The organism is Stenotrophomonas sp. I18B00994 (assembly GCF_014145825.1).
In the GTDB taxonomy this organism is placed as follows: domain Bacteria; phylum Pseudomonadota; class Gammaproteobacteria; order Xanthomonadales; family Xanthomonadaceae; genus Stenotrophomonas; species Stenotrophomonas maltophilia.
Genome location: NZ_JACIUW010000015.1, coordinates 18,290 through 39,571, shown reverse-complemented (window position 1 = coordinate 39,571; position 21,282 = coordinate 18,290). Strand labels below are relative to the sequence as shown.

Below are 21,282 nucleotides of genomic sequence, written 5' to 3'. Positions count from 1 at the left end.
GCCGGGTGCAAAAAAAACCGGGGCCGGATCCCCGCCAGGATCCGTCCCCGCCCGACGCCCTCTGTCGGGCAGCTTCGACTCTACGATGGCAACGCCCGTGGTGCACGGCTGGATACAACCCGACACACGCCGACACCGCCAAGGGCAGCCTTGCACGGAACGGGTTCAAGGCGCTATCACGGCTTCGGTTCCACGATGGTAAACGCTTGGCACATACCGCTTCTGCGGGGCCTTGCCTACACTCGGCGGCCGTGGATCAATCAGGACCCTTCATGTTGGCTCGTATCGCTTCGACCCTGGCCCTTGGCCTCAGCCTGGCCGTGTTGGCCGGGTGCGCAGGCAAACAGGAGGCCGCCGCGCGTCGGCAGGGCGAAGCAGTGCCGGTCACGGCGCAGGTGGTGCAGCCCACGCAGTGGAATGACACCCTGCAGGCGCTGGGCACGGCCAAGGCGCGCGAGTCGATCAGCGTCACCGCCAAGGTCAGCGAAATCGTCGAGAAGGTGCATTTCGAAAGCGGCCAGCACATCGCCGCCGGTGCCCCGATCGTGACGCTGCGCGGGCAGGCCCAGGAAGCGGCGCTGGTGCAGGCGCAGGCCACCTTCCACGAGGCCGACCAGTTGTACAAGCGCCAGCGCGAGCTGGCCTCCCAGCGGTTGGTGTCCAGTGCCACGCTGGATACGCAGAAGTCGATCCGCGATGCCGCCGAGGCGCGCGTGATGCAGATGCAGGCCGACATCGGTGATCGCCGTGTACGCGCACCATTCGCCGGCGTGCTCGGCATCCGCCAGGTCAGCCCGGGCTCGCTGGTGACCCCGACCACGGTCATCGCCACGCTCGACGACATCGAGCACATGCACATCGATTTCCAGGTGCCGGAAGTGGAACTGGCCGCACTGGGCGTCGGTGACAAGGTCAGCGCCACCAGCGTGGCGTGGCCGGGCCGCACCTTCGAGGGCGTGGTCAGTACCATCGACGCACGCATCGACCCGGCGACCCGTGCGGTGACCGTGCGCGGCGATTTCGCCAACAGCGACCACGCGCTGCGCCCGGGCATGCTGCTGGACGTGCGCCTGTTCCGCCCCGAGCGCCCGGCGCTGGTGGTGCCGGAAATCGCCGTGGTGCAGGTGGGCCGCGACACGTTCGTGTACCGCATCAAGAGCGACGACAGCGTCGAACGCGTGGACGTGGTGACCGGTGCGCGCCGCGCCGGCGTGGTTGAGATCAAACAGGGCCTGGAAGCCGGCCAGCGCATCGTGGTCGATGGCACCGGCAAGCTGCGCCCGGGCTTGAAGGTCGCGGCCAAGGATGCGGCCCCGGCCAGCGGTGCCAAACCGGCGGATGCACCGGCGCCGGCCGCGGCCGAGGGCCACGGCGGATGAAGCTGTCCGACATCTCCATCCAGCGGCCAGTGTTCGCCGTGGTGATGAGCCTGTTGCTGCTGGTGCTGGGCGTGATGTCCTTCACCCGCCTGACCCTGCGCGAACTGCCCGCCATCGATCCGCCGATCGTGTCGGTGTCGGTGGACTACACCGGCGCCTCGGCGGCGGTCATCGAAAGCCGCATCACCCAAGTGCTGGAAGATGCGCTGGCCGGCATCGAAGGCATCGATACGATCAATGCGCGCAGCACCAACGGCCGCTCGCAGGTCAGCATCGAGTTCACCTCCAACCGCGATATCGAAGCGGCCGCCAATGACGTGCGCGATGCGGTCAGCCGCGTCGCCGACCGCATGCCCGAAGAAGCGCGTCCGCCGGAGATCGCCAAGGTCGAGAGCGATGCCGACCCGATCATCTGGTTCAACATGGTGTCCTCGACCATGGACACGCTGGAGCTGAGCGACTACGCCGACCGCTACGTGGTCGATCGTTTCTCCAGCCTCGATGGCGTGGCCCAGGTCCGCATCGGTGGCCGCCAGCGCTATGCGATGCGCATCTGGCTGGACCGTGACCAGCTGGCCGCGCGCGGGCTGACCACTGGCGATGTGGAAACCGCACTGCGCAACGAGAACGTGGAACTGCCGGCCGGCCGCATCGAGTCGACCGACCGTGACTTCACCCTGCGCGTGGAGCGCAACTACATCAAGCCGGAAGACTTTGCGACCATCCCGCTGGGCAAGGGCCGCGACGGCTACGTGGTGCGCATGGGCGACGTGGCGAAGATCGAACTGGCTTCGGCCGAGCGTCGCGCGTACTACCGCAGCAACGGCGAGCCGGGCATCGGCCTGGGCATCGTCAAGACCTCCACCGCCAACTCGCTGGACGTGGCGCGTGCCGCGCGCGCTGAAGCCGAGCGGGTGGCACTGACCCTGCCCAAGGGCACGCAGATCTTCGTCGCCTTCGACAACACCACCTTCATCGAAGCCGCAGTTGACCGCGTCTATGCCACGCTGGTGGAAGCGATGATCCTGGTGCTGGCGGTGATCTGGCTGTTCCTCGGCAGTTTCCGCGCCGCGTTGATCCCGGCGGTAACGGTGCCGGTCTGCCTGGTCGCGGCGTTCATCGCGCTGTATGCGTTCGATTTCTCGATCAACCTGCTGACCCTGCTGGCCCTGGTGCTGTGCATCGGCCTGGTGGTGGACGATGCGATCGTGGTGGTGGAAAACGTGCAGCGCCGCATCGACCTGGGCGAGCCCCCGCTGGTGGCCTCCAAGCGTGGCACCACGCAGGTCGCCTTCGCGGTGATCGCCACCACCGCGGTGCTGGTGGCGGTGTTCCTGCCGGTCGGTTTCCTGGAAGGCAATACCGGCCGCCTGTTCCGCGAACTGGCGGTGGCGCTGGCGGCAGCGGTTGCGTTGTCCGCGTTCGTGGCGCTGACGCTGACGCCGATGATGGCCTCCAAACTGCTCAAGCCGCACACCGGGCAGGCACCGCGCGGCCTGCATGGCTTCGTCAACCGCAACCTGGAGCGCCTGGCCTCCGGCTATGGCCGCGTGCTCGACCATCACGTGGACCGCACGTGGATCTACCTGCTGGTGATGGTGGCCGCGCTGTCCGCCAGCTGGGGCCTGCTGAAACTGCTGCCGTCGGAGCTGGCGCCGGCCGAAGACCGCGGTTCGTTCCAGATCATGATCGACGGCCCGGAAGGCGCCGGCTACGACTACACCGTGCAGCAGGTACAGCAGGTGGAGGCACTGCTGGCCCCGCACGTGGGCGCCGACAAGCCGATCGTGCGTGCCAACCCGCGCGTGCCCGGCGGCTTCGGTGCCAGCGAGGAAATGCACACCGGCCGCGTCAGCATCTTCCTGCAGCCGTGGCGCCAGCGCAGCGAGGCCACGCCGGACGTGGCCAACGCACTGCAGAAGGAACTGGACACCATCCGCGGCGTGCGCGTGCGTACGCAGGTGGGTGGCGGGCTGGTGCGCAGTGGCGGCCAGCCGTTCCAGATCGTGCTGGGCGGCCCGGAATACGCCGAGATCGCGCAGTGGCGTGACCGCATCCTGCTGCGCATGGCCGACAACCCGGGCCTGGTCGGCCCGGATTCGGACTACAAGGAAACCCGGCCGCAGATGCGGGTAAACATCGACCGCCAGCGTGCGGCGGATCTCGGCGTGCCGGTCACCGCGATCGGTTCGGCACTGGAAACCATGATGGGCTCGCGCCGCGTCACCACCTTCGTCGACAACGGCGAGGAGTACGACGTGCTGGTCCAGGCCGGTCGCGATGGCCGTGCCAGCCCGGCCGACCTGGCTGCGATCCGCGTGCGCGCCACCTCCGGCGAACTGGTGCCGCTGTCCAACCTGGTCACGCTCAGTGAAGTGGCCGAGGCGGGCACGCTGAACCGCTTCAACCGCCTGCGCTCGATCACCATCACCGCCGGCCTGGCACCGGGCTATCCGCTGGGCGAGGCCATCGCCTGGGCGCAGAACGTGGCCCGCGAGGAACTGCCGCAGTACGCGCAGGTGAACTGGAAGGGCGAATCGCGCGAGTACCAGAGTGCGGGTGGCGCGGTGCTGCTGACCTTCGCCATGGCCCTGCTGGTGGTTTACCTGGTGCTGGCCGCGCAGTTCGAGAGCTTCATCCACCCGCTCACCATCATGCTGACCGTGCCGCTGGGCGTGCTCGGTGCCTTGGTCGGGTTGTGGGTGAGCGGCGGCACGGTGAACCTGTTCAGCCAGATCGGCATCGTCATGCTGGTCGGCCTGGCAGCGAAGAACGGCATCCTCATCGTCGAATTCGCCAACCAGCTGCGCGACGACGGAAGAACCGTGCGCGAGGCGATCATCGAATCGGCGATGGTGCGCCTGCGCCCGATCCTGATGACCTCGATCGCCACCGTGGTCGGCGCGATTCCGCTGGTGGTGGCCGGTGGCCCCGGCTCGGCCAGCCGTGGCACGATCGGCATCGTGATCATCTTCGGCGTGACTCTTTCGACGTTCCTGTCGCTGTTCGTGGTGCCGGCGTTCTACGCGCGGCTGGCCCCGTACACCCGCTCGCCGGAAGCGGTGAAGCGCGAGCTGGAGAAGCAGGAAGCCGAATCGCCCTCGGTGGGCGGGCATGCCTGACCGGCCTGCCGACGGGGTCGGTCCAGGGGTCAGAGCTCTTTCCGGAACGGAAAGGGCTCTGACCCCGCCACTACAGGGAGAAGGTTTCCGCCTGCGCCCCTGGCGCCCGGAAGACCTGGAATCGCTGCTGCGCCATGCCAACGACGCCGAGGTATCGCGCGGCCTGCGTGATCGCTTCCCGTACCCGTACACGCGCGAGGATGGCGAGGCCTTCCTCGCCGGCCGCGTGCTGGCCCCTGGCACGCTGAACCTGGCCATCGAGATCGACGGCCAGGCCTGCGGCAGCGTCGGCGCCCAGCAGGGCGTGGCCGAGCGTGGGCACACCGCCGAACTGGGTTACTGGCTCGGCCAGGCCTACTGGGGGCAGGGCGTGATGACCCGCGTGGTTGGCCTGTTCGCACCGTGGGTGATGAACGAACTGCGCCTGTTCAGGCTGCAGGCCACCGTGGTCGACTTCAACCTCGGCTCGGCCCGGGTGCTGGAGAAGAACGGCTTCCAGGAAGAGGGCGTGGAGCGCTGTGCGGTCTACAAGCGCGGCGTCCTGCACGACCTGCGCCGCTTCGCCCGGGTACGCACCCAGCTGCCGTGACCCCATCCTCTTGGCGCTACCGCAGCGGCCTTCGATCAGGGAGAATCGACCGGTCCCTTCCAGCCGACGGGACGTCCTTACAACCCGCCGACTGGAGAGAGCGCGCGTGGAAGCAACCGTACATTTCATCAACAGCATCATCTGGAGCAAGGCACTGATCTTCGTGTGCCTGGGCGCCGGCCTGTTCTTCAGCCTGCGCACGCGCTTCATGCAGATCCGCGGCTTCCTCGAGATGTGCCGCCTCACCGTCAAGGGTGAGAAATCCGACGCCGGCGTGTCCTCGTTCCAGGCCCTGGCCATGTCGATGGCCGGCCGCATGGGTATCGGCAACATCGCCGGCGTGGCCACCGCCATCGCCTTCGGCGGCCCCGGTGCGATCTTCTGGATGTGGGTGATGGGCTTCCTCGGCGCGTCCACCTCGTACGTGGAATGCACCCTGGCGCAGATCTACAAGACCAAGGACGCCGAAGGCCGCTACCGCGGTGGCCCGGCCTACTACATCGAAAAGGCCATGGGCCTGAAGTGGTACGCGCTGGCCTTCGCCATCGCCACGATCATCGCCGCCGGCTTCCTGATGCCGGGCGTGCAGGCCAACGCGATCGCCGACAGCATCATCAACGCCTGCCGTGGCACCGCCCTGTGCGGTCCGCTCGATGGCCAGGCCTTCGGCATGGAATCGGTGCAGGCGTTGAAGCTGGGCATCGGCATCGTGGTCGCGCTGCTGCTGGGCGTGGTGATCTTCGGTGGCGTCAAGCGCATCGCCAACTTCGCCGAAGTGGTGGTGCCGTTCATGGCCGCCGGCTTCATCCTGATGGCCATCGTCATCATGATCATCAACTACGACCGCGTGCCGGAGATGTTCAACATCATCTTCAGCAGCGCCTTCGGCACCCACGCCGCGTTCGGCGCGATGATGGGCCTGGCAGTGGAGTGGGGCATCAAGCGCGGCATCTACGCCAACGAAGCCGGCCAGGGTTCGGGCCCGCATGCAGCGGCCGCCTCGGAAGTCTCGCACCCGGCCAAGCAGGGCTACGTGCAGGCCTTCGCCATCTACTTCGACACCATGATGGTGTGCACCGCTACCGCCTTCCTGATCCTGGCCAGCGGCACCTACAACGTGTACTCGCCGGCAGGTGCCGGCGCCCCGCCGATCTTCCAGGGCCTGGCCGGCATTCCCGAAGGCGCCGGTTACGCCCAGGCCGGCGTAGAAGCCGTGCTGCCGGGCTGGGGTTCGGCGTTCGTGTCCATCGCCATCTTCTTCTTCGCGTTCACCACCATCATGGCGTACTACTACATGGCCGAGACCAATCTCAGCTATGTGAACCACAACAGGAAGCGCCCGCTGACCGTGCTGGTGCTGCGCCTGGGCATCATCGGCATGGTGGTGTTCGGCGCGTTCCATAATGCGACCCTGGCCTGGGCGCTGGGTGACATCGGCGTCGGCCTGATGGCCTGGCTGAACATCATTGCCATCCTCATCATCCAGAAGCCGGCCATGCTCGCCCTGCGTGATTACGAACGACAGAAGAAGCTCGGCCTCGATCCAATCTTCGACCCCGATGCCCTGGGCATCAAGAACGCCGATTTCTGGCGTCAACGCAAGCTGGAGTTGTCCCGTAGTGAATGATCCCTGGAAGAATGCCCGCCGCCCGTCGTCGCGACCGCCGCGGGCCACCCCGCTGCCACCGCGTGAGGGCGGCACCCCGCCGCCGCCGGGGCGCGGCAACGACGAACTGCGCCTGTATGGCTGGAACGCCGTACAGGCGCTGTTCGCCAAGCGCCCGCAGGCGCTGCGCAAGCTGTACCTGGTGGACGCGCTGATTCCGCGCATGCAGCCGGTGCTGAAGTGGTGCGTGGCCAACCGCGTGGGCTATCGCGTGGTGGAGGAAGGCGATCTCAACAAGCTGGCTGCCACGACCCATCACGAGGGCCTGGTGGCCGACGTGCTGCGTGCGCCGGCCGTGCCGCTGGCGCAGTGGCTGGCCGATCTGGAGCAGGGCCCGGTGCTGGCGTTGTGGCTGGATGGTGTCGGCAACCCGCACAACTTCGGCGCGATCCTGCGCTCGGCCGCGCATTTCGGCGTCAAGGCGCTGCTGCTGCCGGCCGGCAGTACGCTGGCGCTGTCCGGTGCTGCCGCACGCGTGGCCGAAGGCGGGGCGGAGTCGGTGCCGCTGGTGCAGCTGCCGGAGACTGCTCAGGCGATGGCGCAGCTGCGTGCGGCCGGCTTCGGGCTGGCGGCGACCCTCGTTGAGGGTGGCGACGACGTGTTCCGTGCGTCGCTGCCGGAGCGGCTGGTGTACGTGATGGGCGCTGAAGGCGAGGGCATGGACCGCGGCCTGGCCAGCGAATGCGACATGCGGGTCTCGATTCCCGGCAGTGGCGCGGTGGAGAGCCTGAACGTGGCCTCGGCCACGGCGGTGCTGCTGGCGCAATGGGCCAGTCGACGCGGGTGATCCCGTATCCGGGCTCGCATGATCGGGGTCGGATCCCTCGCCGCAGGCGAGGGCTCTGACCCTGCCGGGTTCCTGATTCAGGACCCGCCTTGGTGGGTGCGAACCTTGGTTCGCACCGCTCCTGCCGCTGCGCTCGCCGGGCATGGCCCGGCACTACCGCATCACTCGTTCGGAGGCGTGGTCGCCTTGGCTTCGCTGCCGAAGCTGCCATCGGCTTCTGCCGCCAGGTAGGCAAACACCGTGTAGGCGGCCACGTTCTGCGCCAGCGCCTTCGGGTCGATCTTGTCCAGCGTGTCGTCGGCGGTGTGGTGCAGGTGGAAGTAGTCCGAGCCGTCCTGCGCCAGCCACGCCCACGCACCGCCCTTGGCGGCCAGCGGGCCGACGTCCGGGCCCGGGCCACCCTTGTCGGCCTGGTACTCGATGCCCAGCGGCTTCATTACTTCGGCAATCTGCTTCGTCGCTTCACGTGAGCCTTCCGGATTCGGCGAACCGGTATTGAAGGCATAGATGCGGCCGGCACCGAAGTCGCTCTCGGCGGCCAGCTGGTGCAGGGCCACGTCCTTGGCGTGCGCTTCGGCGTAGGCCTTGCCGCCGTACAGGCCCTGCTCCTCGTTGGCGAAGGCGATCACGCGGATGGTGCGCTTCGGTGCCTGCTTGAGCTGGCCGATCAGGTGGCCGGCGGCCATCGTGATGCCCACGCCCGCGCCGTCATCCACGGCGCCGGTGCCCAGGTCCCACGAATCCAGGTGACCGCCGATCACCACCACTTCCTTCGGCAGGCTGCGGCCGGTGATCTCGCCGATCACGTTGTACGAAGTGGCCGTGCCATCCCAACCGCAGTCCAGCGCCACCTTCACCGTGGTGCTGCCACGGGCCAGCAGGCGCGCCAGCTGGTCGGCATCGGGCACCGACAGCGCGGCCGACGGCACCGGGGTCAGGCCGTCATCGAAACGGGTGATGCCGGTGTGCGGCACGCGGTGGGAGTCGGTACCGGCCGAGCGCATCAGGAAGCCCACCGCGCCCTTGCGGATCGCTTCTGACGGTCCCTTGCTGCGGATTGCACCGCCGCGGCCGTAGTCGCGGCCATCGCGGAACGGCAGCATCTGGTAATCGACGAAGGCGATCTTGCCCTTCAGCGAACCGGCCGGTGCCGCCTGCAGGGCGGCCAGATCGGCGAAGCGCACCACCTCCGCTTCCACCGTGCCGCCCGGGCTGCCGCCCAGCGCAGTGATCTGCAGCGGCTGCTGGTTCCTGCCGGTCACGGCAGCGTGTTCACTGCGGCGCTCCCATTTCGGGAAGGTCACCGGTTCCTTCCACACCTTGTCGAAGCCCAGTGCCTTGAACTTGGCTTCGGCCCAGGCCACGGCGCGGGCGTCGGCCTCGCTGCCGGCGATGCGCGGGCCGATTTCGGTGGTGAGCGATTCGACCACCTTCCAGCCGGTGTCATCGGCCAGCGCCTGGTCACGCAGCTGTGCGGCGGTGGCCAGCGACGCCGGGGGCAGGGTGGTGGTATGCGGCGCCGCGAAGGCCGGGGCGGCCAGCAGGGCGAGGGAGGATGCGATGGCAAGGACGCGGCGACGCATGGACAGCTCCGGGAAGGGACCAAGCCTTGGAGCTTAACAGTCGTTCAGCCCGGCGCATGGGCGGGAGGTCATGGCTGGCGCGAACGCTGTTTTCCGCCATGTCCGGCAAAGCGAAAGCCCCGCCGGAGCGGGGCTTTCGCGCAGTCGCGGTAGTGCCGGCCGCTGGCCGGCTTCCGCATGTTCCGATATTGCCGGCCAGCGGCCGACACTACCGTTCTGCGGCCTTATTTCTTCAGGCTGTCGCGGATCTCGCGCAGCAGCACCACTTCTTCGGCCGGTGCGGCCGGTGCCGCTTCCTGCTTGCGCGACAGGCGGTTGATCGCCTTGACCACGATGAAGATGGCGAAGGCCACGATCACGAACTGGATCAGCGTATTGATGAAGTCACCATAGCCGATCACCACGGCCGGAATCTCCTTGCCGTCCGGCCCGATGCGGGCCGGTGACAGCGTCCACGCCAGCTGCGAGAAATCCACCTTGCCGATCAGCAGGCCCAGCGGCGGCATGATGATCTTCTCGACCAGCGCCGTCACGATCTTGCCGAAGGCCGCGCCGATCACCACGCCGACGGCGAGGTCGATGACGTTGCCGCGCATCGCGAATTCCTTGAACTCGGTGAGCATTCCCATTGTTGTTTTTCTCCGGTGGGGAAGTGGACAGCGCGCAGGGTAGCGCAGGTAATGTCAGCCGGTGATCACGCCGTGGCGCTCGGCCACGTTTTCCAGGCGCGCGCTGAAGCGGTCGCCGGGCTTCAGTGCAGCCACGCCTGACGGGGTGCCCATGAACACCAGGTCGCCGGCACGCAGCTGCCACAGCTTGGACAGCTCGTGCAGGATCTCCGGCACGTTCCAGATCATCTGGTCCAGCAGCGCTTGCTGGCGCACCTCGCCGTTGACCTCCAATGACAGATTCAACGCGGCCAGATCGCCCACTTCGGCGGCATGCACGATCTCGCTGATCGGCGCGGAGGCGTCGAAGCCCTTTGCGGCATCCCACGGGTGGCCCTTTTCCTTGGCCGCAGCCTGCAGGTCGCGGCGGGTCAGGTCCAGGCCGACGGCGTAGCCGTAGACCAGTGCTTCGGCATCGGCCACGGCCAGTTCGCCTGCGGGCGCATCACGGCCGATCGCCACCACCAGCTCCACTTCGTGGTGCAGGTTGGCGGTCGCCGGCGGGTAGGGGATGGCGTCGTCATGGCCGACCACGATCGCATCGGCCGGCTTGCTGAAGAACATCGGGCGGCCACGGTCATCGGCCGCCGGCACCGCCGCGCCCATTTCGCGGGCGTGGTCGGCGAAGTTGCGGCCGACGCAGTAGATGCGGTGCACGGGGAAACTGCCACCGCCCACCACCGGTACACGCGGCAGGGCTACGGCAGGGATCACATCGGAGACATCATCGGACATGCGGGCATCCAGGAAGGGCGTGCCCGCAGTCTAGAACGCATGGCGCCCGCCGTCAGCGGGCGCGGAAGACCCGCATCAGCGCGGGGCCGGCAGCACCGGCTTGCGCACCACGCGGTACTCGCCTTCGACCACGGTCGGATCCACCGGACGGGCAACGCCCGGCTTGCGCGAGGCCAGCAGCTTCCACGCCAGGCCGACCAGGATCATCGCTGCACCGACGAACACGCCGATGAACACCATCGCGGCCAGGATCGCCAGGCCAAGCAGGCCCACGGCAACGCGCACCAGCGGATGGCGCGGCTTGCGCGGCGCGAACAGGGTGCGGAACTGGTTGAAGGCGGATGCGCGATTGAACATGGCGGCTCGATAGGCTGGGATCAGCGAAACCAGAGTATCGGGACGCGCCACTGTCATTGAGTGAAAAACTCGTTAAATATAGCCTGTGCTTATTACGGATCAATGACTTGTGTTCATGTCGCAGCCAGTCACCTGAGTGGGCGTGCGACAATGCGGGTTTACTGTCCGAGCCTTCGCCATGACTGCCTCTGCCGCCCTGATCGCCCTTGATGCCATTGCCGATGGCGCGTTTGCCGAGGTCGAAGCGGTGGTTGATGGCGATGCCGAATCGCTGGTGCTGTACCGCGACGGTGCGCAGGTGCGTGCGTTCCTGAACATCTGCCCGCACGCCGGCCGCCGCCTGGACTGGGCCCCGGGCCGGTTCCTGAAGAGCCGTGAAGGCCACCTGGTCTGCGCCGCGCATGGCGCCTCGTTCGCGCTGGACAGCGGCGACTGCATCGCCGGCCCCTGCAAGGGCGACCGCCTGCGCGTGGTGCCGGTGGACGTGCGCGACGGGCAGGTTTACCTGGCTTGAGGCCAGAAACAGTCGAGCACGGCTCGACTCTACAAAAGCCGTGTCGACCAAGGTCGACAGCTACCAGAGCGAGATCCGTGCCGACCAACGGTCGGCACCCACCACCAGCCTCGTGAAACTGTCGAAGGCGGGGCACTGTGGGTTTGCGGGGTGTGAGCGGCATGGATGCCGCGACCAAGCCCCCATGGATGGGTTTACGGCGTCCCCGCAAACCCACAGTGCCCCGCCATCCCACGGAATGCTCGCTGTTGCTGTTGCTGTTGCTTCGGCTTCTGCAGGTGCAGGGCGCAGCCCTGCCGATCAAGCCCCTCAGAACATCAGGTTGATCATCAGCACCACCACGCAGGTGTAGATCAGCGACAGCGGGCCGCCGACCCGCCACATCTCGCGCGGGGTGTAGTTGGCCGGGCCGGTGATCATCGAGATCACCGGGTTGGAGGCCGTCATCAGATTGTTGGACGCCGACAGCGCCACGATCAGCGCGAACGCGGTCGGGTTGCCGCCCGCCGCCAGTGCCAGGTTCACCGCGATCGGCACCATCACGATGGTCGCGCCCACGTGGCTGATCACCAGCGAGAACGCCGTGGTCAGCAGCGCCAGCGCCACCTCCAGCACCCACACCGGGATGCCGGTGGGCAGCTTGTCGATGGTATGGCCGGCCACCCACGCCGCCGCACCACTGGAGTCCATCGCCCAGCCGAGCGGAATCAGCCCGGCCATCATGAACACCGTTTTCCAGTTGATCGAGGCATAGGCCTCGTCCATGCGCAGCACGCCGGTCAGCAGCATGCCGGCCACGCCGGTCATCAGCGTCAGCGCCACCGGCAGCTTGCTGGTCAGCGCGATCAGGATGGTCAACGCGAAGATCGCCATGGCGATCTTGAACTTGTGCGGGCGTTGTTCGCCGGTCGGGTAGTCGGTCACCACCACGAAGTCGCGGCTCTTGGCCGCCTGTGCCAGGTCGGTCCAGATGCTGTGGAAGACCAGCATGTCGCCTGCACGCAACTGCACGTCGCGCACGTCCTCGCGGATCACCTGCTTGTCGCGGTTGATCGCCAGCAGGCTGATGCCGCGCTCCTTGCGCAGGCGCAGGTCGGCCGCGCTCTTGCCGATCACGTTCGAGGTCGGCGGCACCACCGCCTCGGAAATACCGGCGCGGCTCGGGTTGAACAGGTCACCCAGGTGCTTCAGGCGCGAAGACATGCGCAGGAACTGGTTCTGCGCGAAGTCGTTGATCTGCTCGCGCGGACCCATTGCGCCGAGCACGCTGCCCACCCAGATGCGCATCTCCGCCGGCGGCGCCAGGCGCGTGTCGTTGCCGGTCTTCAGGGCCAGCAGCAGCGGGGCATCGTGCAGGTTCTCCGCCTCGCCCAGGGTCATGCCGACCAGCGGGCTTTCGGCACTGACCACCAGCTCGAACACATCGCCTTCGATGCCATAGGTCTTGGCGAAGTAGCTTTCGGTGCGCGCCGGGGTGACCCCGTCGTTGGCCAGGTTCTCTTCCTCGATCAGCTTGCGGTCGCCGTAGTAGCGGAAGTACAGCAGCGAGGCGATCAGCAGCGCCACGCCGATCGGCAGCGGCGCGAACATGCGCAGCGGCTCGATGGTGGCCAGGCCCGAGGGCAGGTTGTTGTTGGCCGAGGCCAGCAGGTCGTTCAGCAGGATCAGCGGTGAATTGCCGACCATGGTCAGCGCACCGCCCATCACGATCGCCGCCGAAATCGGCAGCAGCAGGCGCTGCAGGGTCAGGCCGGTGCGCGCTGCCAGTCGCGAAGCCACCGGCAGGTACAGCGCCATCACCGACGGGTTCTGCATGAAGGACGAGTTCAGGCCGGCAATGGCCGTGGTCATCATCAGCAGCCGCTGCTCGACGCCATGACCGCGTCGCAGCAGCCACGCGGCCAGCCGGTTCAGCGCCCCGGTGCGGTCCAGGCCGGCACCGAGGATGGTGGTGGCGATGATGCTCATCACCGCGTTACCGGAGAAGCCGCCGAAGATTTCCTCCGGCGCGATCAGCCCGGTGACACCGAGCACCACCAGCACCACCAGCGCGACCACGTCGGCGCGGATGCGCTCGAACAGGAACATCGCCATCGTGAAGCCGACCAGCCCGAGCACGAGCTTCATGTCGTTGGTCAGCGTCAGCGCGGTATCCATGTGGGGCGCGGCGTCCTCAGGCGATCGTCAGGTGCGGTCGTACAGCAGGTCCCAGACGCCATGGCCAAGCTTCTGGCCGCGGGTCTCGAAGTGGGTCTGCGGGCGCCAGTCCGGGCGCGGCACGCTGCCACGCGGGCCGGCACGGTTGACCAGGCCGGCGGTGGCATCGAGCACGTCCCACATCTGCTCGGCGTAGTCCTCCCAGTCGGTGGCACAGTGCAGGCGGCCGCCCGGGCGCAGCTTGCGCACCAGCAGTTCGGCGAACGCCGGCTGCAGCAGGCGGCGCTTGTTGTGGCGCTTCTTGTGCCACGGGTCCGGGAAGTAGATGCGCACTTCATCGAGCGCGCCATCGGCGATCTCGTTCTGCAGCACTTCCACCGCGTCGTGGTGGTACAGGCGCACGTGGTCGGCGTTGTCGTCGGCCAGCGCGTTCAGCAGCCTGCCCACGCCCGGGGCGTGCACTTCGATGCCGATGTAATCGCGTGACGGGTCGTGCTGGGCGGCAAAGCGCAGCGCGGCACCGTTGCCGAAGCCGATTTCCAGCACCTTGTGTGCCGGGCGGCCGAAGGTGGCGTCCAGGTCACGCGGTTGGCCGGTGTAGTCGAGGCCGAAGCGCGGCCAGCGTTCGTCGAACGCGCGCTGCTGGGCGGGGGTGAAGCGGCCCTGGCGCAACACGAAGCTGCGCACCTCGCGGCGGCCCTCGCTTACGGTGAAGGGCTTGGGCGGAGCCTTGGAACCGGCGCTGTCGAAAGGATTGGTCATCAGCCGATCAGCCCATCCACCGGGGAGGAGGCGCTGGCGTAGCGCTTGCGCGGGATGCGCCCGGCCAGGAAGGCCTCGCGGCCGGCCTCGACCGCCTTGCGCATGGCGCTGGCCATCAGCACCGGGTGGCGCGCACCGGCAATGGCCGTGTTCATCAGCACGCCGTCGCAGCCCAGCTCCATCGCAATCGCGGCATCCGACGCGGTACCGACGCCAGCGTCAACGATGATCGGCACCTTGGCGTCTTCGATGATCTGCATCAGGTTGTACTTGTTCTGGATGCCCAGGCCCGAACCGATCGGCGCGGCCAGCGGCATCACCGCAGCGCAGCCGATCTCCTCCAGGCGCTTGGCCAGGATCGGATCGTCAGAGGTATAGACCATCACTTCGAAGCCGTCCTTGACCAGCTGCTCGGCAGCCTTGAGGGTCTGCACCACGTCCGGGTACAGCGACTTCTGGTCGCCCAGCACTTCCAGCTTGGTCAGATTATGGCCGTCCAGCAGCTCACGGGCCAGGCGGCAGGTGCGCACGGCGTCTTCGGCGGTGTAGCAGCCGGCGGTGTTGGGCAGGATGGTGTAGCGCTCCGGCGGCAGCACGTCGAGCAGGTTCGGCTCACCCGGGTTCTGCCCGATGTTGGTGCGGCGGATCGCCACGGTGACGATCTGGGCGCCTGCGGCCTCGGTGGCCAGGCGGGTTTCTTCCAGATCCTTGAACTTGCCGGTGCCGGTCAGCAGCCGCGAGCCATAGGTCTTGCCGGCGATCACCAGCGAATCGGGGGAGACATGAACGTTCATGGCGCGATTATCGCCTATCCGCCTGAAGATGGGATCACGCAAGGCGGTGCTGTCCGCAGGAGGGCGAGGGTAGTGCCGGCCGCTGGCCGGCACATGCAGGTTGCTTGACAGCGTCGGATTGCCGGCCAGCGGCCGGCACCACCCGGAGGTCTCAGCCCCCGCCCAACGCGTGCACGATCTCCACCACGTCGCCTTCGGCCAGGACGTGCTCGCCGTGGCGGCTGCGGCTGACGATCTCGCCGTTGACCTCGACCGCCACCCGGCGCTGCAGCAACTGTTCGGCCTCGAGCAGGTCGTGGAGGGTTGCCGAAGCGGGCAGGGCGCGGGGTTCGCCATTGAGCTGGATGTTCATCCGTGCATTGTCGCCGATAGCCCGCCGGGATCGGAACACCTGCAAATTGAGCGGGGCGCCAGCTCCGGCACAGCAGGTTTCCCGGCGATCGGGCGACAATCCATGCGGCGGCGCAGCGTGAGCAAAACGCGGCGCAGTGAAACCATTCACCGTGCGCCGGCGTACGTCCGCCGGGTCCTCAACGATATCCCCACAGGAGTTTTTTCATGCTGCTCAGCAAACGCCCGATCCGCACCCTGATGGCGGCCGCGATCGCGCTGGCCGCGCTTCCGGCCATGGCAGGCGAATCCCCGTATTCCAAGGCCGTGTTCTTCGGCGACAGCCTGACCGATGCCGGCTATTTCCGCCCGCTGCTGCCGGCCGATGTGCGTCCGGTGACCGGCCAGTTCACCACCAACCCGGGCTGGGTGTGGTCGCAGCAGGTCGCCAACTACTATGGCCTCAATGGCGCCGCCAATGGTAACGGCCAGAACGGTGACAATTACGCGGTCGGTGGTGCCCGCGTTGGCGTGGACGTGCCGAGCGCAATGGGGACTATCCCCTCGCTGAAGTCGCAGGCGGCCCGTTATCTGGCCGCCAACGGCGGCAAGGCTGACGGCAATGTCCTGTACACGGTGTGGGGCGGCGCCAATGACCTGTTCGCCGCCGCAGCTGCACCGGCGCAGGCACAGGCCATCATCGGCGCCGCCGTCACCGACCAGATCGCTCTGGTGGGTGCGCTGAAGCAGGCCGGTGCGCAGTACGTGCTGGTGCCGAACCTGCCGAACGTCGGCCTGACTCCGGCCTTCCGCGGCCCGAACGCGGCCACCGCCACCGCGCTGTCAGCCGGCTACAACAAGGCTCTTTATGGTGGCCTGAAGCAGGCCGGCATCGAGTTCATCCCGCTCGATACCTTCACCGTGCTGGGCGAAGTCGCCGCCAATCCGGCCATGTACGGCTTCACCAACGTCACCAGCACCGCCTGCAAGATCGATCCGGCCAATTCGACTCAGAGCATCCTGACCTGCAATCCGACCAGCTACGTCAGCCCGGATGCGGCCAACACCTATCTGTTCGCCGATGGCGTGCATCCGACCACGGCGGGCCACCAGCTGCTGGGCCAGTACGCGGTCTCGGTGCTGGAAGCCCCGCGCCTGCAGCAGTTGCTGAGCCACTCGGCACAGACCATCGGTCGTTCGCGTGCCGATCAGGTCAGCATGCACCTGGGCGGTCGTCCGGCCGACGGCCTGTCCTGGTGGGGCGGCGTCCGCGGTGACCTGCAGCGCTACGACCACGCGGATCTGTACGACGGCCTGGCGCCGGCCGGCCTGTTCGGCATCGACTGGGCGCGCGACGGCATGGTGGTCGGCGGCTTCGCCGGCTTCGGCCGCCTCAACGCCGACTTCGGCAACAGCCGTGGCGATTTCACCCAGAAGGACACCACCGCCGGTCTGTTCGCCGGCTGGTACGGCGATCGCATCTGGGTGAACGGCCAGGTCAGCTACACCTGGCTGTCGTATGACGTGAACCGCAAGGTCCAGCTCGGCCCGGCCACCCGCGAGCACGGTGGTTCGCCGGACGGCAGCAACCTGACCGCCGCCCTGAACGCCGGTTACGAGTTCGGCACCGAAGGCGGCTTCCGCCACGGCCCGATCGCTTCGGTGATCTGGCAGAAGGTGAAGATCGATGGTTACACCGAAAGCGCTGCGGCCGGCACCCTGGCCACCGCGCTGGGCTACGACCGCCAGAACGTTGATTCGACCGTTGGTCGGATCGGTTGGCAGGCCCGCTTCGATGGCGGCACCCTCAAGCCGTACGCGCAGCTGACCTACGACCATGAGTTCGAAGACACCAAGCAGGGCAGCGCGTGGCTGCAGACCCTGCCGGAACTGGGCAGCTACCGTGTGCCGGGCCTGAAGTTCGACAAGGACTACGCGACCGTCGTGCTGGGCGCCCGCACCGAACTGTTCGGGCTGCAGAGCAACTTCGGCCTGAGTGCATCGGCCGGGCAGAAGCGTGCCCAGGACGCAACGCTGTTCGCCAACTTCAGCGGCAGCTTCTAAGCAGAAACCAGGCGGGGTCGGCCCTCTCGGCAACGAGAGGGCTTTGACCCCCGGCCTGATGCGATGGGCACCATTGCGCAACACGGGGCCCAGCGCATAGACTTTCCACCGCAACGCGGGCGTAGCTCAATGGTAGAGCTGTAGCTTCCCAAGCTACTGACGTGGGTTCGATTCCCATCGCCCGCTCCATGTCTCCAGCGGTCTGTATCAGGCAGACGCTCCGCGATATCCGAACCCCGCTTTTCCGCGCATGGATCCCGGTCGAGATGCCCGGTGAACGCCAGGGCTGGACGTCGCTTCGCAAACATCCCTCGGCCGGATCGGTCGTGTCCGAATGCATCCTTGCGCATAGCCTGCAGGACAGGAATTCCCCTGCCCCAGCGCTGTGGCCTTCCGGGCTTGGTCAGGCTGCAGGGTTCAGTTGATGCTTGGCTTGGGAATGCTAAAAGATCGTTAGCTGTTGACGCCCATCATCCGTTGCCCGGAGCGTGAATGATCGCTGCACTTGTGCCCATCAGGCGATGCTTTGATTTTTCCGGGCGATCCGACCGGCGGGAGTTCTGGTCGTATTCGCTGCTGGCCGGGTTCGTGATGGCGGTGAGCTACAGCGTGATGGATCGCGGTTACTGGCTGGTCGGGTACCTGTCATTGGATCGGGAAACGTCCGAGATCCTGTGGAAGGTGGGATGGGTCATGACCGTCTGCGCTGTCTTCGTCTTCCTGCCTCCGATGCTGGCCCTGACCGTGAGGAGATTGCACGATATCGACGAGTCAGGCTGGTACACCGTGATCGCGTTCATTCCCTTGGGGGTGTTCGTCCTCTTTCCAGTCATGCTGCTTCCCGGGAGCGAGGAAGAGAATCGATTTGGCGCAGTTCCAGGAGCGCAGGATGCTTGAACCGGCATCGGCCGCAATCGATCGGATCGGCATTGAAGACGTGGACGGTTCGCTGGGGCGCCTCTCTCATCCGCATGTCCCTTGATCGAACCGCCCTGCGGCGCTACACCCAGTGGTTGCCGTTCCTGGCCCTGGTCGCCGTCTGTGTGGCCTGGTGGTCGCCTCTGGGAGTGATTGTCGGCCTTGCCGTGTGCCTTGCGCTGGGGGGCGCGCTGCAGCGCATCGATCTGGTCGGCGATGCGGTGGGCGGCTCACGCCTGCACTCGCGATCGATGAAGCCCTTTGCCGAACGGCCGCCCGCACATGATGTGCTGTTGGATTGGGGCGAGCTGGGCATGGGCGGACCGGCGTACAGCACGCAGATGCTGCGCGATGGCGCCATCGTCGAAGGCGTATCCACTGGAGGCAGTCGTGATGCCAGTGGTGAATGGCAGGACCTGCCGGGAGGCGCGCTGCGCCTGGCCAGCGGGTATGTTGATCGATGCGAAGCAGTGATCGTCTACGACGAGCGCCAAAAGACGGTGCAGGTGCTTGCGGCTGCTCCCGGCCTGTTCCGGCAGCAGCTGAGCGAGCGCCAGCAGTCCGATGGGGACGCCGGTGCGGAGGCGTGGCTGCGCAGCCAGCCCGGCGGCATGACCCAGCTGCATCCCTGCCGGGGCCTATGGCTGGAGCAGGGACATCCGGCGCTGGCCGCCGGAGTGCCGCGGGAGCTGAGGCACGTCCTGCCTGATGCCCGGGTGCTGCGCGCGGTCCCGCTGCTTCCCGAGGATCTGCGCGTGACCGCGCATCCGGCGCTGTTCGCGTGCATCTGCCCGTATGCCCTTTACCTTGACGACGCCTCCAGTGGTCGCCACGCCTGTGATCTGGAGACGGTGATCGCGAGCCCGTCGGGACGCTGCCTGGTGGTGGCCGGCAGTGTGCTTGATGAGAACCTGCGACCCATCGAGGGCGTGTGGCTTGTCTGCTGGCAGGGTCGTTGGCAAGCCTTTGCCCGTCATGCGATGGGCGGCTTCGGCAAGGCCCGGAGCGTGGCCTGGATCAATGTGATCGATGCTGACGATGACGGCACACTCCAGTGCGAAGCCTATGAGGAACGCTGGGAGTTCGATGCCGTCCATCGAAACCCCACGCGCCACACAGCCTTGGAGCTGCCTGTGGAATGGCGTGAAACCGGGTTGGCGCTGCGCGCCCGTGATGGGCGCTTCAGGCTGCGCCTTCCCTCGCGCTGATCAGGCCTCGGCGGCGCGCGCGCTCGTTTCCCGCAGCGACTGTGCATATTCCTCGGTGAACAGCCCCGACAACGCCTGGCGCTGCTCCGCATCGATCTCGCGCGAGGCGTTGGCCGTGTAGTCGAAATGAACCATCACGCAGCGCCCGCTGGCTACCAGGGCCTCGAACTGCAACGCCTGTTGCACGATCGACAGCGAGGAGCGGCCAATGCTCTCGATCCGGGTCTCGATGCGCGCTTCGTGTCCCGCCTGTATCTGCTGCAGGAAGTCGATCTCGTAGCGGCGCAGGATCAGTGCCAGGTCGCGCATGCTGGCCTCGCGGCTGAAATGCCGGAAGATCTCCTGGCGGCCTTCCTCGAACCAGACGGGCAGGGCGGTGTTGGTGACGTGGCCGAGTACATCCACTTCGGAGAAGCGCGGGAATACGGTGATCGACATCGGGTTTCCTTGCGGTCTGGCCTGCCCCGCAGTGTGCCGCCTGCGCCTGAGCAAGCCACGCCGCAGGGCATCATCCGCCCGCCACACGCCCGCGCTATGCTGCGCGCCTGCCGCCCGATCCTGCCGCGATGAAGCTCGCCATCCTGTCCCGCAACAGTTCCCTGTATTCCACCCGCCGGCTGGTCGAGGCGGCGCGCGCGCGCGGCCACACCGTGCGCATCCTCGATCCGCTGCGCTGCTACATGCGCATTGCCGCCGATGGCTTTTCGATGCATTACAAGGGCCGGCCGATGACCGGCGTGGACATGGTCATCCCGCGCATCGGTGCCTCGATCACCCGCTATGGCACGGCCGTGCTGCGCCAGTTCGAACTGATGGGTGCACGCACCCCGAATCCGTCCGACGCGATCCTGCGTTCGCGCGACAAGCTGCGCGCACACCAGCTGCTGGCGGCCAAGGGCATCGACATGCCGGTCACTGTGTTCGGCGACAACCCCGACGACACCGTCGACCTGTTGTCCATGCTGGGCCCACCGCCGCATGTGGTGAAGCTCAACGAGGGTACCCAGGGGCGCGGCGTGATCCTGACCGAGAAGGCCAGCGCCTCGCGCGGCATTGTCGAGGCCCTGCGCGGGTTGTACGCCAATTTCCTGATGCAGGAATTCATCGGCGAGGCCAAGGGCGCCGATCTGCGCTGCTTCGTGGTCGGTGACCAGGTGGTTGCCTCGATGCAGCGGCAGGCGCCGGAAGGTGACTTCCGCTCCAACCTGCATGCCGGGGGTACGGCGGTGGCGGCCAAGGCCAGCCGTGCCGAGCAGCAGGTGGCGGTGCGGTCGGCCAAGGCGCTGGGACTGTCAGTGTGCGGGGTGGACCTGATCCGCTCCGAGCGCGGCCCGCTGGTGCTGGAGGTCAATTCAACGCCGGGGCTGGAAGGGATCGAGGCTGCGTGCGGGGTGGACGTGGCCACGCGCATCATCGAGCACGTCGAGAAGCTTAAAAAACCCTGATTATTCAGCGCCTTGAGATTCTCACAGGCGGATGAGGCCGGCTTTAACAAGCCTTTAATCGGCCCACGCGTAGGCTTCAGCGAACCGCAGCTCTGCCTCTCAGCAGGATCGGTATCGGGATACAACTTCAGACCCAGGCGGGGGCACCGCCTGGGTCTTTTTTATGCCTGCCCGCTGTCCCTTGTGGAGGTGGCGTGACGGCCG

At 67.1% G+C, this 21,282-nt stretch carries 19 protein-coding genes and 1 tRNA gene; 11 read left to right on the top strand and 9 right to left on the bottom strand.

What is annotated here, in order from left to right:
- The first annotated feature begins 272 nt into the window (after positions 1–272).
- The 5 genes from H4O10_RS15985 to H4O10_RS15965 all read left to right on the top strand — a co-directional run bounded on the left by H4O10_RS15985 (position 273) and on the right by H4O10_RS15965 (position 7,543).
- Positions 273–1,379 (top strand): efflux RND transporter periplasmic adaptor subunit, encoded by a 1,107-nt coding sequence (locus tag H4O10_RS15985; RefSeq protein ID WP_033834418.1) that lies wholly within the window; start codon positions 273–275, stop codon positions 1,377–1,379.
- On the top strand, positions 1,376–4,501 hold the full coding sequence (locus H4O10_RS15980; RefSeq protein WP_049452124.1) for an efflux RND transporter permease subunit: 3,126 nt from the start codon (positions 1,376–1,378) through the stop codon (positions 4,499–4,501). The genes H4O10_RS15985 and H4O10_RS15980 overlap by 4 nt, the downstream gene beginning before the upstream one ends.
- The gene (locus H4O10_RS15975; RefSeq protein WP_033834420.1) at positions 4,494–5,090 is read left to right on the top strand and encodes a GNAT family protein; all 597 of its coding nucleotides are present in this window, start codon (positions 4,494–4,496) and stop codon (positions 5,088–5,090) included. Before H4O10_RS15980 ends, H4O10_RS15975 begins: the two co-directional genes overlap by 8 nt.
- Positions 5,091–5,196: 106 nt before the next feature.
- Complete coding sequence (locus H4O10_RS15970) at positions 5,197–6,717, top strand: alanine/glycine:cation symporter family protein (RefSeq protein WP_005414320.1); 1,521 nt, start codon at positions 5,197–5,199, stop codon at positions 6,715–6,717.
- The gene (locus H4O10_RS15965; protein WP_033834421.1) at positions 6,710–7,543 is read left to right on the top strand and encodes a TrmH family RNA methyltransferase; all 834 of its coding nucleotides are present in this window, start codon (positions 6,710–6,712) and stop codon (positions 7,541–7,543) included. Before H4O10_RS15970 ends, H4O10_RS15965 begins: the two co-directional genes overlap by 8 nt.
- A 161-nt stretch (positions 7,544–7,704) precedes the next feature.
- Here H4O10_RS15965 and H4O10_RS15960 read toward each other — a convergent pair whose 3' ends face one another.
- The 4 genes from H4O10_RS15960 to H4O10_RS15945 all read right to left on the bottom strand — a co-directional run bounded on the left by H4O10_RS15960 (position 7,705) and on the right by H4O10_RS15945 (position 10,886).
- Positions 7,705–9,126 carry a M28 family peptidase gene (locus H4O10_RS15960; protein ID WP_033834422.1) on the bottom strand — a complete coding sequence of 474 codons (1,422 nt, stop codon included), beginning with the start codon at positions 9,124–9,126 and terminating at the stop codon, positions 7,705–7,707.
- A gap of 224 nt (positions 9,127–9,350) precedes the next feature.
- Complete coding sequence (gene mscL / locus H4O10_RS15955; protein WP_005410819.1) at positions 9,351–9,755, bottom strand: large-conductance mechanosensitive channel protein MscL; 405 nt, start codon at positions 9,753–9,755, stop codon at positions 9,351–9,353.
- Positions 9,756–9,809: 54 nt separating this feature from the next.
- Positions 9,810–10,529 (bottom strand): fumarylacetoacetate hydrolase family protein, encoded by a 720-nt coding sequence (locus H4O10_RS15950; RefSeq protein WP_049452125.1) that lies wholly within the window; start codon positions 10,527–10,529, stop codon positions 9,810–9,812.
- 75 nt (positions 10,530–10,604) lie between these two features.
- Positions 10,605–10,886, bottom strand: coding sequence for a hypothetical protein (locus H4O10_RS15945; RefSeq protein WP_049452126.1), 282 nt, complete (start codon positions 10,884–10,886; stop codon positions 10,605–10,607).
- 178 nt (positions 10,887–11,064) lie between these two features.
- Here H4O10_RS15945 and H4O10_RS15940 point away from each other — a divergent pair, with 178 nt between their 5' ends.
- Positions 11,065–11,400, top strand: a complete 336-nt coding sequence (locus tag H4O10_RS15940; RefSeq protein WP_182681059.1) for a Rieske (2Fe-2S) protein — start codon at positions 11,065–11,067, stop codon at positions 11,398–11,400.
- 309 nt (positions 11,401–11,709) lie between these two features.
- Here the strand turns inward: H4O10_RS15940 and H4O10_RS15935 are convergent, their stop codons facing one another.
- From H4O10_RS15935 to thiS, 4 genes are all read right to left on the bottom strand, one after another.
- Entirely contained in the window at positions 11,710–13,557 is a 1,848-nt protein-coding gene (locus H4O10_RS15935; protein WP_043034315.1) for an SLC13 family permease, read from the bottom strand.
- A 27-nt stretch (positions 13,558–13,584) separates the two neighbouring features.
- Positions 13,585–14,319: a tRNA (guanosine(46)-N7)-methyltransferase TrmB gene (trmB, locus tag H4O10_RS15930; protein ID WP_005410814.1), complete on the bottom strand. Its 735-nt coding sequence runs from the start codon at positions 14,317–14,319 to the stop codon at positions 13,585–13,587.
- Positions 14,319–15,113: a thiazole synthase gene (locus tag H4O10_RS15925; RefSeq protein ID WP_049452335.1), complete on the bottom strand. Its 795-nt coding sequence runs from the start codon at positions 15,111–15,113 to the stop codon at positions 14,319–14,321. The genes trmB and H4O10_RS15925 overlap by 1 nt, the downstream gene beginning before the upstream one ends.
- A gap of 151 nt (positions 15,114–15,264) precedes the next feature.
- On the bottom strand, positions 15,265–15,465 hold the full coding sequence (gene thiS / locus H4O10_RS15920; RefSeq protein ID WP_005410812.1) for a sulfur carrier protein ThiS: 201 nt from the start codon (positions 15,463–15,465) through the stop codon (positions 15,265–15,267).
- 206 nt (positions 15,466–15,671) lie between these two features.
- Between thiS and H4O10_RS15915 the strand changes: the two genes are divergently transcribed.
- From H4O10_RS15915 to H4O10_RS15900, 4 genes are all read left to right on the top strand, one after another.
- Positions 15,672–17,507, top strand: coding sequence for an autotransporter domain-containing esterase (locus H4O10_RS15915; RefSeq protein WP_049452336.1), 1,836 nt, complete (start codon positions 15,672–15,674; stop codon positions 17,505–17,507).
- Positions 17,508–17,622: 115 nt separating this feature from the next.
- Positions 17,623–17,696, top strand: a tRNA-Gly gene (locus H4O10_RS15910).
- Between the two features lie 303 nt (positions 17,697–17,999).
- Positions 18,000–18,404, top strand: coding sequence for a DUF805 domain-containing protein (locus H4O10_RS15905; RefSeq protein WP_049452337.1), 405 nt, complete (start codon positions 18,000–18,002; stop codon positions 18,402–18,404).
- 74 nt (positions 18,405–18,478) lie between these two features.
- Entirely contained in the window at positions 18,479–19,633 is a 1,155-nt protein-coding gene (locus H4O10_RS15900; protein WP_049452338.1) for a hypothetical protein, read from the top strand.
- Here the strand turns inward: H4O10_RS15900 and H4O10_RS15895 are convergent, their stop codons facing one another.
- Entirely contained in the window at positions 19,634–20,071 is a 438-nt protein-coding gene (locus H4O10_RS15895; RefSeq protein ID WP_049431812.1) for a thioesterase family protein, read from the bottom strand.
- Between the two features lie 128 nt (positions 20,072–20,199).
- On the opposite strand from H4O10_RS15895, the gene rimK reads away from it, so the two are divergent.
- A complete protein-coding gene (rimK, locus tag H4O10_RS15890) occupies positions 20,200–21,078 on the top strand; it encodes a 30S ribosomal protein S6--L-glutamate ligase (RefSeq protein WP_033833116.1) in 879 nt (292 codons plus the stop codon).
- Positions 21,079–21,282: the final 204 nt, after the last annotated feature.